14 protein-coding genes and 1 pseudogene are annotated in these 14,023 nt (G+C 63.2%); 7 read left to right on the top strand and 8 right to left on the bottom strand.

Features of this window, described 5'->3' with window-relative positions:
• The first annotated feature begins 1,375 nt into the window (after positions 1-1,375).
• The gene (locus J7I79_RS20295) at positions 1,376-1,855 is read left to right on the top strand and encodes a hypothetical protein (protein ID WP_214956371.1); all 480 of its coding nucleotides are present in this window, start codon (positions 1,376-1,378) and stop codon (positions 1,853-1,855) included.
• Between the two features lie 301 nt (positions 1,856-2,156).
• Here J7I79_RS20295 and J7I79_RS20290 read toward each other — a convergent pair whose 3' ends face one another.
• Genes J7I79_RS20290 through J7I79_RS20280 form a run of 3 tightly spaced genes read right to left on the bottom strand, consistent with a single transcriptional unit; the run spans position 2,157 to position 5,218 of the window.
• A complete protein-coding gene (locus J7I79_RS20290) occupies positions 2,157-3,407 on the bottom strand; it encodes a hypothetical protein (protein WP_214956369.1) in 1,251 nt (416 codons plus the stop codon).
• Positions 3,397-4,167: a TIGR03943 family putative permease subunit gene (locus J7I79_RS20285; RefSeq protein ID WP_214956367.1), complete on the bottom strand. Its 771-nt coding sequence runs from the start codon at positions 4,165-4,167 to the stop codon at positions 3,397-3,399. The genes J7I79_RS20290 and J7I79_RS20285 overlap by 11 nt, the downstream gene beginning before the upstream one ends.
• Positions 4,157-5,218: a permease gene (locus J7I79_RS20280; RefSeq protein ID WP_311380622.1), complete on the bottom strand. Its 1,062-nt coding sequence runs from the start codon at positions 5,216-5,218 to the stop codon at positions 4,157-4,159. The genes J7I79_RS20285 and J7I79_RS20280 overlap by 11 nt, the downstream gene beginning before the upstream one ends.
• Before the next feature lie 813 nt (positions 5,219-6,031).
• Here J7I79_RS20280 and J7I79_RS24670 point away from each other — a divergent pair.
• From J7I79_RS24670 to J7I79_RS20270, 3 genes are all read left to right on the top strand, one after another.
• The gene (locus tag J7I79_RS24670; RefSeq protein ID WP_285291487.1) at positions 6,032-6,154 is read left to right on the top strand and encodes a hypothetical protein; all 123 of its coding nucleotides are present in this window, start codon (positions 6,032-6,034) and stop codon (positions 6,152-6,154) included.
• A gap of 814 nt (positions 6,155-6,968) precedes the next feature.
• Positions 6,969-8,081 carry an EAL domain-containing protein gene (locus J7I79_RS20275; RefSeq protein WP_214956364.1) on the top strand — a complete coding sequence of 371 codons (1,113 nt, stop codon included), beginning with the start codon at positions 6,969-6,971 and terminating at the stop codon, positions 8,079-8,081.
• 1,062 nt (positions 8,082-9,143) lie between these two features.
• On the top strand, positions 9,144-9,377 hold the full coding sequence (locus J7I79_RS20270; RefSeq protein WP_214956362.1) for a hypothetical protein: 234 nt from the start codon (positions 9,144-9,146) through the stop codon (positions 9,375-9,377).
• Between the two features lie 367 nt (positions 9,378-9,744).
• Here the strand turns inward: J7I79_RS20270 and J7I79_RS20265 are convergent, their stop codons facing one another.
• The 5 genes and pseudogenes from J7I79_RS20265 to J7I79_RS20245 form a co-directional block, all read right to left on the bottom strand.
• Entirely contained in the window at positions 9,745-10,056 is a 312-nt protein-coding gene (locus J7I79_RS20265) for a thioredoxin family protein (RefSeq protein ID WP_214956360.1), read from the bottom strand.
• Between the two features lie 41 nt (positions 10,057-10,097).
• A pseudogene (locus tag J7I79_RS20260) lies at positions 10,098-10,461 on the bottom strand (YnfA family protein).
• Positions 10,462-10,493: 32 nt separating this feature from the next.
• Complete coding sequence (locus J7I79_RS20255; protein WP_214956358.1) at positions 10,494-10,979, bottom strand: GNAT family N-acetyltransferase; 486 nt, start codon at positions 10,977-10,979, stop codon at positions 10,494-10,496.
• A gap of 35 nt (positions 10,980-11,014) precedes the next feature.
• Positions 11,015-11,365: a metalloregulator ArsR/SmtB family transcription factor gene (locus tag J7I79_RS20250; protein ID WP_214956356.1), complete on the bottom strand. Its 351-nt coding sequence runs from the start codon at positions 11,363-11,365 to the stop codon at positions 11,015-11,017.
• 82 nt (positions 11,366-11,447) lie between these two features.
• Positions 11,448-12,188 carry an MIP/aquaporin family protein gene (locus J7I79_RS20245; protein ID WP_214956353.1) on the bottom strand — a complete coding sequence of 247 codons (741 nt, stop codon included), beginning with the start codon at positions 12,186-12,188 and terminating at the stop codon, positions 11,448-11,450.
• Positions 12,189-12,233: 45 nt separating this feature from the next.
• On the opposite strand from J7I79_RS20245, the gene J7I79_RS20240 reads away from it, so the two are divergent.
• The 3 genes from J7I79_RS20240 to J7I79_RS20230 all read left to right on the top strand — a co-directional run.
• Entirely contained in the window at positions 12,234-12,905 is a 672-nt protein-coding gene (locus J7I79_RS20240) for a helix-turn-helix domain-containing protein (RefSeq protein WP_214956351.1), read from the top strand.
• 147 nt (positions 12,906-13,052) lie between these two features.
• A complete protein-coding gene (locus J7I79_RS20235; protein ID WP_214956349.1) occupies positions 13,053-13,475 on the top strand; it encodes an arsenate reductase ArsC in 423 nt (140 codons plus the stop codon).
• Positions 13,476-13,518: 43 nt separating this feature from the next.
• On the top strand, positions 13,519-14,023 hold a 505-nt coding region (locus J7I79_RS20230), incomplete at its 3' end, for an FAD-dependent oxidoreductase (protein ID WP_214956399.1).

Raw genomic sequence — 14,023 nt, 5'->3', positions numbered from 1 at the left:
AACTGCCCCAATAGCAAGCGCGCGAAACCAGCAATTGACTGGTACCGCCGCACTCCACCCGGCAAAGATCAGTCCCGCTAGCGAAAGCCCCTAGACGCTTCGGATGCCGCTTCGCTGGGGTGTAACCGTCTCTTCCTCTTCTTACCCCCGGACTACCGATAGCGGGCGGCTGCAACAGGAGTAGTCGCCCGCGGAGCTAAGCTGCTCCCGAAGAAGGAACTGGCTAACGAACTCAAAGTGGCGGTCGTGGTGTCAAGGCTTTGCGCGAGCTGATAATAGCGCGGTTCCGGACTCCTTATGGTGCGTATGTAACATGCTGAGCCAAGTGGCATCTGGAGGGATTACAGGTAGCGCCCACTCATGTTCTCCCTGATTGTCTTGCCTAGGCTGAAGTCATCGGAACCGGTGAGGGAAGGGCTGCTAAATGGCCCAGCTAGTCCTCTCCCACATCGGGACGAACCATCGAGGTCCCCGCTTCCTGCGGGCAGGCGCTGAGCAGTCCGTCGGCAGGAAAAGCGGGGACCTCGCTGGTGGAGGGAGGCTGTCGCTGATAATCCGATCCGCCTCCAACGCCGCGCCCGGGTGCGGTGTTGAAGCTTCGGGGGAACGCTGTGGACGCTCGCCACAGTAAAGCAACGGCTGACGCCCAACCAGCGACCACACCGTCACCCCTCTTCAGTCACCCGGTCGGAGCCCAACAAGATATCAGCCTGGAGATGCAGTCCCGGTCTTGTCGTCGTGCAGTTCGTTTTTGTGACGTGCCTCCTGCAGGTGGTGCTCCAGTTTCAGTTCTGCATCCCGTCGTCGCTGCCCCACCGTCCGCAATGGCCGTGTGATAGGGGTGCGTACCTGTGAGACGTCTTGATCCATCACCTCTCGCGGCGCCGACGGGTCCGGGTCCGGGTCCGATTCATGGTTCCCGCTCATGATCGGATGATCCCACCTCACCGCGATTCGCGGCAAGTCTTCTGGGCCGGAGCTGACCCAACACGCCTTCTACCTTCGCTGGCGTTTATACCGGCCCGCAGGGCCCGTACGAAAGCAGAAAAACAGGTAGTGAACACCCTCGGAACGGACCCTGGCCGGTCTGTCCGTGGCATTCGACGCCTCCTGCGAGGAAAGGTGGCTGGCCTAGCCAGCAGCATTTCAATTAGCGGGAGCAAGCGGCTCGCTGAGAGAGCGATTTGTGAGAACCTCCGCCCGGCCCAGGGGTTGTCATCACAAGCATAGCTTCACAGATATCCTGGCACTGCGGAAGCTCTCGCGCGCCGGCCCGGCGGCGACAAATATCCTTGGCAGTACCGGTGCAAACGAATACTGCGGGTCTAGTGTTGGGTGGGTCGGCTATCGCCGCGATTACCCTCAGGGTGGGTGCATGAACTCCAGACAGTCCAGCTCGGAGCAGCTTCTGCAGTACTTGAAAAGCGTCGGGGGTTCAGAGTCTGATTTCAGCGGCGCTGCCTACGTGGTAAAAGATGACGACACGGTGGAGAGCGTCGTCTCACGCCTGCGGATGGAACAGAAGCAGCACGGCGGTGATGCCACAGACCCGTCCATTCTCCATGCCCCTGCGCAGGTGATGATCAGCAGGCGCGACGAGCGCAACCCGAGCCACCCTGCCGGAGCTTCCCAGATGGGGGAGTACCAGTTGGACATCCATCTCAGCGCAGGCAGCAGCACCCGGGAATGCATTCCTGCGAAGGACATCGAGGACGCCAAGACCTGGGCACGCGCACGAATTGAAGCCCAGGGTGCCGAGTTTGGAGCCATCTACTTTCCGTCCGGCGGGGGCCACGCCCCGGGTACGGGAGCGCTGGTGTCCAGTTTTGACCGTTCTGTGGGCTGGTACCGATAGCCTGATTGAGCCTCGGAGTAAAAGGCCGGCCTCGCTAAGAGAGGTGCCGTCCTATCGGACACTGGCCGCAGCAGCAATCGAACACGCCCCAACAGCCGATGGTGAGCCCGGGAACAGTTCCTTTGTATCTGGGGGAGGAACCGGACTGCAGCGCAAGGCGAGGCGGTGCCGCAAACGGGCCCTAAGAGGCCTCGACGAAGAAGCCTCAGACAAGCAGCTTTTCGTAACGCAGGGTATCGGCGATCGTAGGATGTGCGGAGGGAGTCCGCTTGTGCAGGGGCGGCGCGTGCCTCGCCGGTGTTTATCTGCACCAGCTGGGTTGGAATCCCGGGAGACTGCGGGCGTGTGTTCCGGTATCCAGCTCGATGATCTCGGTCCGCATGGGTGAATGGGCGGGCAGGACAGGGTACCGGTCAGCGGCGCCTTCGGGCGCTGTTGCTTCAACTGCTATGAACTTTCCGTCCGGGGAGGGGCAGTAACCGTCGATGCGTGACCAGGCGGGATCCGGTTGGTAGAGCGTCGCTGATCCCGTCGCATCTGTCACCGTGAGCACGGATGTGACCTTACCTGCGGTGTTTTCGCTGGTGCTCTGGGCGTACCGGCCGCTTTCGTTGAGGAGAACCGTGGCACCTGGCCATGACCTGTCGTTGCGGATGACCGTCTTGAGGTCGAGCGGGCGGACGGTCCCGTTGGTGAGATCGATCATTGAGTTCTTCGCGACCTTGTTTGTGGGGTCGGACGATGCGTCGACGACGTAAATTTCCTTGGTTCCGGGAACGAAGCCGTGGAACTCGGCGTGCAGGCCCAGCGGCGCGGGGTTTGCGGCAGCGAGGGCGTTGGCGAGGAACATGGTTCCGGATTCGTTCTGCACTACCAGTGAGAAGGTGTTCGGGACGAAGGCCCAGTTGAGGACGGACACGGGCTTTCCATCGAGACCGCGAATTTCTCGCGGGGGCGTTGAGGGATCCTCGGTGTCGTAGACGAACAAGGTCTTCCAGTGCTGCTGTGACGGCGGGGTGCTGGAGAAGGCGAAGCCGACGAATCTCTTGGAAGCTGCGCGCAGGAGTTCGACTTTTCCGGCTCCCGGAAGCGGCACCTGGGCCTCCGGTCCGCCGGACAGGGGGATGATCTCAAGGGAGCTGGTGTTGTCGTCATTGATCGTGACGGCGGCAAGGGCGGTGGGGAGCGCGGCGTATTCCTGGATCCGGGGGGCGGTAAGGATGACGGTGCCGTGGCCCGAGTCAGCGATGTTGGTTCCCCGTATGGTGTCAGGATTCTTCATCCCGGCCTTGTCGTAATTGACGTCGCGTTCCAGCGTGTACAGCTCGAAGCCGGCCGTGCCGGCCGTCCCTTCCAGCGCCGACACCGCGTTCGGGTGGGGTTCGGCGGCGATATTCGCAGCCGTAAGGGCCGCACTGAGCACCAGAAGGAGCGCGATAGTGCCGCGGAGCCGTACGGCAAAGGAGAGCCCGTGCCGGCGTCGGGCAGGTGTGGGGATGCGTTTGCCTGGCCGGGGGGTTTTGCGTTGGGCGGGGGCGCGCTTAGTAGACATACGGCGAATCCGGTTCCGGAACAGGGCTGATGGAATCAGGGACCATCACCAAGGCCTCATCGCTGATCTGGCTGGGGTTCGTTCGGAAGCCGCCGGAGACGGTTACCCAGCTGTCGGTTTCGAACCGGTCCTGCCATCCCGGGGAGTAAACGGGTAAGCCGATCGGCTGCGCGTCGACGGCGCAGCATGTCACGACGAAGCGGGCCGCGTAGAACACGTTCTCCGGGTCGCTCTTGTCCGGTGTCACGAATCCGGTGACGGTCGCCGTCTTGCCGGCCAGGAATTCCTCGCCACCCCCCTGTCGCAGGAGCGATATCCAGTCCTTCATGGTGAACGTCGTGTAGTCAGCGCCCACGAGTTCTTCCGCTTCGTCCCTCGAAAGCGTCGGTGCCGAGCCGTTGAGGTCGCGCTGGGTGACCGTCGCGGTGCTGAGCGTGGACGGCGGCAGGATCAGTAGTCCCACGACGGCCGCGGCGGCGATCAGTGTGCTTCCTGCAGCACCCAGCCGTCTCCAGCGGCTGTTGCCGGCGTCGGCATGCCCGTGCTCGTCGGGATGCGCGGCGGCGCCGTCGGGAACCAGGACGAACGCGGCCAGCGCTAGAACCCCGGCGATCAAGGCCATGATGATGGTGAACTCGAAGTACCGGGGGTGGATGTAAAGAGCGAGCTGCCCTGTGAAGCCCAGCCAGAGGGTGGCAACGACGCCGATGATGCTCAGCAGTACGCCGAGCCAGCGGTCAAGAAGGCGCCTATAGAACATAGTTGACCGCCAATCCCAGGGCGGCGGAGCACAGTGCGACCACCACGGTGAGCTGCAGGAGGGTCTTCGCTGTGAATGTGGTGCGAAGGAGGGCGAGCATCTTCACGTCGATCATCGGCCCGAATACCAGGAATGCCACGATGGAGCCCGGCATGAACGTTGCGCCGAAGGACAGGATGAAGAACGCGTCCACGTTGGAGCACACCGCCACGACAAAGGCCAGGACCATCAACGCTGCGACCGACCAGACCGGGCTGGTCCCAACCGAGACCAGGACGTCCCGCGGAACCCCGACCTGTATCAAGCCCGCGATGCCGGCTCCGATGAACAGGGCAGGCATCATGGCACCGGTCTCCCGGACAAACAGTTGCACGCTGCGTCCCACTTTCCCCGCGGCCTGCCCGGCGTGGTTCTCCAGGGAACACTCTTCCTGGAACCGGGACGTCAACAGGACCTCGGGGCGGGGATGGCGGCTGTAGATCCATCCGATCAGGTTGGCTATGAGGAAGCCGCCGGCAATCCGGGAAATGAGGATGCCGTTGTCCCAGCCGAATGCCTGTTGGGTGGTGATGATCGTGATCGGATTCAGGATTGGCGCGGCGAACAGAAACGTCATGGATTCGGACACGGTCAGCCCCCGGACGATCAACCCGCGGGCCAGGGGAACATTCCCGCATTCGCACACCGGAAGCAGCATGCCCAGCAGGGAAAGTATGGGCCGCCTAAGCACCGGACTCGCAGGCAGCCGGCGGAGCAGGAACCCGTCCGGCAGCCAGATCTGCACTCCGATCGAGAGCACAATGCCGAGGAAAACGAAGGGGAGGGATTCGATCACTACGCTGATCGACAGCGAGACAAAATCACGGGCAGTATCCGCCAGCCCGGCGCTTCCCTCCTCCGCCGGAGCGAGGATCCGGACCGCCAGCAGGGCCGCGAAGACCGCGAACCCGACGAGCAGCCCCACGGCAGCCCGGCGCCGAGTTCCGGGTAGCGGATGGCCATGGGCGTCATGGGGTGCCTGGACGCGTTTGGCTGTCGCTGGCACCGGCACGGGCACCTCCCTACTAAATCGGCATCCGCCTGACCACGGCACCGGCGCGACTGCCATGGACAGCCGGTCGGCGGTCGTTGACCGAATGCGAAGCTACGGTTCCACAAAGGACTCTCAAGAGGCGTTCCGGCGGAGGGCGTGCACCCGATCGCCGTAACAGCCGCCCACATCGAGCCAGCATGACTTTGCCCGGCGCCCGGCGCCTGGCACTGGACAGGACGGGGACGAACTGGGCCTCTTGCCGACCCCGCCCGGTGCGGTGCGATGGTCCCACTCTAAGCAGAGAACCCGGGAGGCTCTCGAGTGGCCCCTACTTAAGTTCGTTCCCGTCACCACTCGTATCAAGGGCCTCATACGTATCAGAGCCGACATTGCGGAGCCGTGGGGTGTCATTACTGTCAACGCCAGTAATGACGGCCTGCCGGGGAACCCTGGCCGTACCTCAGCTAGCCGCCGGCGTTCGCTGGCCCTAAATAACATGAACGTATCCAAGGTCGGATGCCGCTGGCCGCCCCGACCCACAATAGGCTGGCCTGGCGGCGACTAGTCCTTGGACGCGGAAATGATGGCCTGGTCATACGCCAACACAACCCCTCCTGAGCGCTAGCTTGACGTGACGGCCGCCATGGGCGTTTTCAGGACGCGTGCCATCAATGCAGGCAATACATAGCACCATAAAGGCAGGGGACTCGCCCGGGATTTCAAACCGGCGGGGCCAGAGCTTCGTGGAGCCAAATCGTTGCTTCAACCTGGGACGTGAAAAAGCGCGTGGGGCACGGCGGCTCCTGGCTTCCGAGCTGAAAATCGACGATTATGCGGTCGACCGGACTCGGTGGCGGCCATATCGACGAGCAATGGATACGCCGTGCCATCGGCGACGAGGTTCACGGCTGCCATGGCGGCCTGAGCATCAGCGACCTCAATCCGGACCCCTGAATTCCCCACCAAGTGCAAGAACTGGCCAGCCTCAAGGTGAACCGCGACCTTGCCGCCTTCAATTACGGTCAGCTCCACATTTGCCTCCGACTATGTCCTACTCATCACCATACTGCCCGGTTGCCCGGACGCACCGCTCCGCAAGTCATGCGGCCGCACATGGGCATTTAGCGACAGACTATGAGCCGTGATGGCGCCCCGCGATGCCCCTTACCTACCCCGCCAAAGCCCCTGCATGATCATCATCGTGTGATGATTCCGGACAGGTTCCGGTTAAGTAGCGTGAAGTGGGCCGGCCGGTTCCCGCCCCGAGCAAGTCGCATCGCGGCCGGCTCCGTTCATGTCCCTGCCACAGGAGTTCTGACAAGGAGTCCGGGCTCGGGCCAGACGGCCCTTCGGCCTGCCGCCACCTTCCCGGCAAGTCCTAAGGTTCAGGTAACCCTAAGGGACCGAAGTTCCGGTCAACCGCTATTTTGACTGGAGCTTCGCCGATTCCTCAACGGCACAATTGCCTGAGGCAACTGCTGGTGACCCGGGGTCTCGCTACCGGCGATACGGGGAGCTGACCGGCGGTCGTTCCAGGTTGTCTAACGCGACGAGGACCCAGCCGGGTCCGGGGCGAAGAAAAGGTTCTGCCCGACTCTCGGCACCCTTGGCCGCAGGTCCAGCATCCATGTAAATCCCATGTTTAATTTGTCATTGCCAGTTATGTGCCTTGTAGGATGCGTGACAGGACCATTTATTGGCATTTCGCGGTGGTGGTCCGGTCTCGTACTGGGCTCAGCCAGTACGAATACTCACAAAGGAATAGCCGATGTCTCGGGACGAGTTCTCTCTTCCACCAGATGCCGGCGCGGAACAGGCACCGGACGCTGGGGCGCCGGAGCCGTCGGCACACCGTGCGGACGGCATGTCTTTGCGCCAGCAGGTGTTGGAATTAATTGGTGTTGCCCTGGCCGATACTGATGCCCAGAGTGAATGGGCCAGGAAGCAACTCCGCGACCTTCTCGAGGCCCGTCCCGACGATCCGGAGGGAGTGCTGCTGGAGCACCTGATCGCGACCAGGAACCATACGTCGTCACAAGCTGATAAACCGGTTCCCCCGAAGCAGGACCCCGCGCGTGCCAGGGCCTCCGAAAAGCCCCGGACCGTGCCGGTGCCTTTTCGTCGTGGCGTCAGGAAACGCATTCAGACAATCCTGCGGGACAAGCTGCTGCTGACGGCATTCCAGCCCATCAACGAACTTCCGGCCGGGAAGGTTATCGGTGTCGAGGCGCTGACAAGGTTTGTCGGCAATGACGGTGCCAGCGCGGATGTGTGGTTCAGCGAAGCGTCGGCCGTGGGCCTAGGAACGGATCTGGAAATTGCTGCCCTGCACTGTGCCCTTAAAGCTGCACGGGAAGTTCCCCGGGATTTGTTCGTCGCATTCAACCTCACCCCGGCAACCTGCTCTGACCCCCGCGTAGGGGCAACGCTGAGCGCGGCGCACCTGGCCCCGGACAGGATTGTCGTTGAAGTCACGGGCAGTCTTGAGGCGGCGGAAGGTCTGTCCTGGTCGGGCGCGCTGGAACCGTTGCGCCAGCGCGGCTTGCGGCTTGCTGTGAGCGCGCCCGGAGATGGCTTCGTTTCCGTGGACCAGCTCACGCGGCTGCGCCCCGACATAATCAAACTCGATCGCAAGCTCATCGAACGGATACAGGACATCGAGGGACAGACTCGCGCAGCGTCCATCGTCGAGCTCGCCCGCCGGATCGGTGCCACCGTGGTCGCCGAAGGAATCGAAACCCGGGCCGAACTCACTGCAGTGACCGCACTGGACGTGACCGCAGGGCAGGGTTACCTGCTCGGTCGTCCATCCATCCAACCCCTGGACTGGTCAGCCTGGACCATCAGGCCCAGACAGAATCTCCGCCTGTCACTGAGATAGATTCGGCGCCGTCACGCACAAGGGCAAGGGGCCTTTTGTGCCTGACCTGAATTAGGGGGCAGCGCCAGAGCGACGCCGCACACACGAAGAGGGTTTCCCAAGGACCCTCTGCCGCGCGTACGTCCGCCACAAGGATTCGGGTGATGCTGGGGAGTGCGCCCTGCCAATTAGTAGGGGAAATCGCGCTCGACTTTGGTAGTCAGTAGGCTTACTATTTTTCGATTAGGTCGAGGAATTCGTCATTGGACTCCAATGCCGTGCTGAAAAGGTGAGACCTGCCTCTGGAGGATAAATGGAATCTATTGAAGAGATGGTGATCGTCGCAGTTCCTGTCAGCAGGGCCTATGCCGGTTGGAGTGAATTCCAATCCTTGCCCGTCAGCCCAGGCCCCGACTCCTCCTCCCGAACCGATGGCAGCCACTCCAGGACCGAAGAGGTGTGGCGGCACGTAGACGGCGGCATGTCCACGGGGGATGGCCGGCGGACTGCGTGGCTGAGTCTCGACGGGATGTCCCATACCGGCCTCGCGGTCTTCTTGCCGCTGGATGCCGGTAACACCAGAGTCTCAGTACGTTTCAGGTGGCCACCGACTGCGCCGCCCTCGCGGATAAGCAGGGAGATGATCCTGAACGACCTCGTTCAGTTTAGAGACTACGTGGAGTCTACTAGCCGTCTCATTGTCCTGGCCGATGCGCCAAAAGGACCACCTGTCGGTTAGTTCCGACTAAAGCCTGCGGCGGCGGTAAAATGCCACGGGTCGCAACCGCAATACCAAACCCAGCGACGTCGAACCGTCGTCGCCTCGACCGCCGGCGAGACCGACATCCCCACCGCCGTCCCCGCCAAACTGCAAGGGGCCGATAGGAGCCCAGAGGCATGTCGGCTCCGACGGTGGACGCGACGATCCACGACTCGATGGATGGCCACTTACTGTTATGCGCGATCTGGTCCTGGGGCCCTGCTCGGTAGCGGGTTCGTGGTCGACGGATACACCGGATTCGCGCACTGCAAGTCCGATCCCGGCCTTTGCTGCACTCCCACACATTTAGTAAGGAGCTAACAATGAAGCCCTTGGCTCGTGACATCGTTGCTGGAATTACTGGCGGGCTAGTGAGCGGCGCGCTTCTTTCAGCTGTGGCGCTCACGTGGGATAACAACATAGCTGTTCGCCAACAACGAACTGAGGATTTGAAGTTTGTCAGAGATGTCTACATTCAAGGTGCTACCGCCATGCCTTTCCAAGGCGTGGACCTCGCTGCAGCCCTCGTTCAAGTTCTAGACCACGCCAATAAGTGAGACGGCCGACTGCACAAGATGATTGTCCCTGCCCTAAGCCTGTCCGTTAGGTTCGATCCGTCAGCAGAAGCCGCCCGTTTTTCAGCGCGGTGAAGTATTCGCAGGAAGAGCTCAGCCAACTGAATGACCGCGGCGGCCCCGAGTGGCCAAACTGTGGGAAGTATCAGGAGTCCGACAATGGGCCGTCAATTTTCGAAGTCCTCCTCACTTCTCAGTTGGTCGGGGGTCAAGTGCGAGGGCCCGGTCTAGTCCCCGGCCGCAGTGCGACCCACAGGCCATCTCCGGCAAATACAGGCGGGTTCGGCACCGAGCATGAAGCTTCTCGCGCTTCATTGTCCGCCCGCAACAGGAACACTGGCAGTGTGTATCAGAGGCCATGCTTTGTCAGCGCGTCCATCACCTGTTCGACAGTGGGAACGCCGGCCAGACCGCTGGGAGTGGGGTAAATCCGGCATGCCGGATCAGTGGTCGGCGCTCCGGCGGGGAAGATGTCGGCCCCGTCTGCTGTGATCGTCGGCGAACCGGCAAAACCGGTCCAGGCTGTATCCGCTGCGGTCTTGATGCGCCGCAAGTGGACGGGGACATCTTGGCACCCCAAGGCGGCCAGGGCAGCTCGGACGTGCTCGAGTGCCTTTTCTGTGTTGGGGCAGTCATCGATGTGGAGAAGTTCTATTCTCATTCGGTCCTTGTCCGGGTCGTCGGCCGACTGGAAGCGGAGTTCTATGCTGCGTTGCGTGGTGCGAACATGATCACGGCCACCCCGAGCAGGCAGATCGCGGAGCCGGTGAGGTCCCAGCGGTCGGGCCGGAACCCGTCGAAGGTCATGCCCCAGGCCAGGGACCCGGCCACGAACACGCCGGCGTAGGCCGCGGGGATTCTGCCGAAGTGAGCGTCCGGTTGCAGCGTCGCGGCGAAGCCGTAGAATCCCCAGGGCGAGGATTCCGAGTCCTGCCCACCATCATTCCTTGCCCTCCCTGACCGACTGCCAGACGAGCCAGGCCCCACCAATTTCAGCCGCTGCGGCGAGGGCGAACAACAGGACGGTTTTTGCGATGGTCACGGATATCTTGGCAGAACCGGCCATACGCAGCCTTTCGTATAGGGGCCCGGCCCGGTTCAGGTGGTGGGGGAGCGGCGTTCGATCAGAATGGTATCGCGCCACTGCCCGGTCAGCGGCCCGTGGGTCATCCTGGCGATGCGCTGCCTGAGCCCGACGACGACGTAGCCGTTGGCGAGGTGGAGTTTGAGGCTGGCTTCGTTTTCGGGGAAGACGCTGGCCTGGATGGTCCAGATCCCGTCACCCTCGGTGGATTCTGCCAGGGCCCTCAGCAGCACCGCTCCCACGCCGAGCCCGCGCGCTTCGGCCGCGACGTAGACGGAGTGTTCGACCACGCCTGAGTAGACGGGGCGGGCGGATACGGGGGAGACGGCGGCCCAGCCAAGGATCCTGCCTTCCGCGGTTTCGGCGACGAGCCGGTGGCGGGGCAGTCTCGAGGTGTTGAACTGTTCCCAGTCGGGCGCCTCTGATTCGAAGGTGGCGTGCCCGGTGCCGATGCCTTCACGGTAGATCTGTTGGACGGCCGGCCAGTCGTCGCGGTGCATGGCACGGATCGTGATCGTGGATGGTTCCGGCGCGGTCAAAGGGTGGCCAAGAGCCCGGCCGTCTGTTCCAGAGCGCCGGGGACCAGGGAGTAATAGGCCCAGGTGCCACGCTTTTCGCGGTGCAGCAGCCCGGCCTCGACCAGGATCTTCAGGTGGTGGGAGACGGTGGGCTGGCCCAGGTCCAGCGGACCGGTCAGGTCGCACACGCAGGATTCGCCGGAGGCGTCGGCCTTGACGATGGAGAGCAGCCGCAGCCGGTTCGGGTCGGCCAGCGCCTTGAAGACCAGGGCTTTCTGCTTTGCCTCCTCGGCGCCCAGGGCTGGGGGCCCTGCCGGGGCGCAGCAGGCTTCATCCGTGGCCGGCTCGAGTACGGGCAACAATTTCATGTACCCATTATGCCCCAATATTGATAATCATCAATATATAAGCCGAAGAGCTCGATTCGGCCGGACAGGGTGCCGCCGAAGGCTATGAACTAGTCGTTTCGGAGCTGCGCGGGAGAACGACGTCGTCCGCCGCGCGGTCCGCGGAGGGGAACAGGATTACGAGGAGCCCAAGTCCTGCAGCCGCGCCGACCAGCTGTGCCAGGACGAAGCCGGGAACGGACGCCGGGGCGATGCCTGCGAAGGTATCGCTGAAGATGCGGCCAACTGTCACGGCCGGATTCGCGAACGAGGTTGAGGATGTAAACCAGTACGCGGCGCCGATGTAGGCGCCCACGGCGGGAGCTGCGAGGACGCCCCGTTTGGTGGCGGCCAGGGCGAAGATCAGCAGGATGAGCCCGGCGGTCGCTACGACCTCGCCCAGCAGGTGCCCCGTCGTTGCTCGGTCCTTGACCGAGATGGAGGTGCCCACCTCAAACATGGCGTTCGCCACGACGCTGCCGCTGATTGCACCCACTGTCTGCGCAGCTGTGTACGTGCCCAGTTCCGGCAGGGTCAGTCCGGCACCGCCGCGCCGGCCCAGTACAAAGTCCACCAGCGAGACCACGGGGTTGAAGTGGGCGCCGCTGACGGGACCGAACACGAGGATCAGGACTGTCAGGCCCAGCACGGTGGCGGTGCTGTTCTGGAGCAGCTGCAGACCGACGTCGTTCGGGGAGAGCTGCTGGGCAGCGATCCCGGAACCGACAACGATCATCACGAGCAGACTGGTGCCGAGCAGTTCGGCGACGGCACGGCGCCACAGCGGCGGTTGTTGAGAAGTCATATCAACAGCTTGACTCAAGATATTTACTCAGTCAAAATTGAACCAATGAATACTGACCCAGTTGAAGTCTTTCGGGCGCGGGTCGCCAAGCATGCGGCCCTCGCGGATCCTGCGCGGCTGCGGATCGTGGACCTACTGACGCTGGGAGACCTTTCCCCCACGGAGCTGCAGTCCGAACTCGGGATGCCGTCAAACCTGCTGTCCCATCACCTGCGCGCGCTGGAAGGCGCAGGCCTGGCGACCCGGCACCGTTCCGAGGCGGATAAGCGCCGCAGCTACATCCGGCTCGCCGCAGGGGCGTTGGAAGGACTGGCTCCCGGCCGCGAACACGGAGCCCGCCGCGTCCTCTTCGTCTGCACCCGGAACAGCGCCCGGTCCCAGCTGGCCGTCGCACTGTGGAACCGTGTCAGTGAAATCCCCTCAACCTCAGCGGGCACGCACCCGGCGGACCGCATCGCCCCAGGCGCCATTGATGTCGCCCGCCGCCACGGCGTCGCTCTCGCGGACCTTCCCCCGCGCCGGCTGGGTGAGGTTGCGCACGATGAAGACTTCGTTGTGACCGTGTGCGATAACGCCCACGAGATCCCCAACATGGGCGGGATCCACTGGTCCGTTCCGGATCCGCTCCGGCTGAACACCGAGGATGCCTTCGAAGGCGCCTTCACTGATATCGCACGCCGCGTCAGCGACCTCGCACCCCGCCTGCACGCCGCGTAAAACCCGACAACCCGCATATATTGACAAGCGTCGATTTATTGTTCGATACTGCATACATCGACAAACATCAATGTCTGGTCACTAAAATGCCGGGACAACGACCTCATCAAAAACCGATCCGTACCTAACTGATTCCAGGAGAAACCCGTGACCGCCGAAGCCGCCAAGAAGCCCTCCGTCCTGTTCGTCTGCGTCCACAATGCCGGCCGTTCCCAGATGGCCGCCGCGTTCCTGACAACGCTCTCGAAGGGCGGCATCGAGGTCCGTTCCGCGGGTTCCCAGCCCGCTGACAAGGTGAACCCGGCCGCCGTCGAGGCCATGGCCGAGCTCGGCATCGACATGTCCGCCGAGATCCCGAAGGTTCTCACCACGGAGGCCGTGAAGGAATCGGACGTGGTGATCACCATGGGCTGCGGCGATGAATGCCCGTACTTCCCCGGCAAACGCTACGAGGACTGGGTCCTGGAGGACCCGGCCGGGCAGGGCGTGGACGCGGTCCGGCCCATCCGCGACGAAATCAAGGGCCGCATCGAAGGCCTGATCGCGTCCCTCAGCCCCGCCGCCAAGTAACCCCGCCCCGGAACCCAGGAGAGACATCGTGAGCACCAAAGAAGTGGGCACCGAACAGCTGATCATCATCGGGTCCGGCCCCGCAGGCTACACCGCGGCCATCTATGCCGCCCGCGCCGGACTGAAGCCCCTGGTCCTGGCCGGGTCGGTCACTGCCGGCGGCGCGCTGATGAACACCACCGAGGTCGAAAACTTCCCCGGGTTCCCCGGCGGTATCCAGGGGCCCGAGCTCATGGACGGCCTGCAGCAGCAGGCTGAACGATTCGGTGCGCAGGTGGTGTTCGACGACGTCACCAACGTCACGCTCACCGGTCACCTCAAGCGCGTGGTCACCGGTGCCGGCGACACTCACGAGGCACCCGCCGTCATCCTCGCCACCGGCTCCGCCTACAAGGAACTGGGCCTGACTGAGGAGAAGAAGTTCAGCGGCCACGGCGTCTCCTGGTGCGCCACCTGCGACGGATTCTTCTTCCGCGACCAGGACATCATCGTCGTCGGCGGCGGGGACTCCGCCATAGAGGAAGCCACCTTCCTGACCCGCTTCGGGA

It is taken from the genome of Arthrobacter sp. ISL-69 (genome assembly GCF_018613775.1).
Lineage (GTDB): Bacteria > Actinomycetota > Actinomycetes > Actinomycetales > Micrococcaceae > Arthrobacter.
The sequence above is the reverse complement of the archived record's forward strand: the minus strand, read 5'-3'. Positions and strand labels throughout refer to the sequence as shown.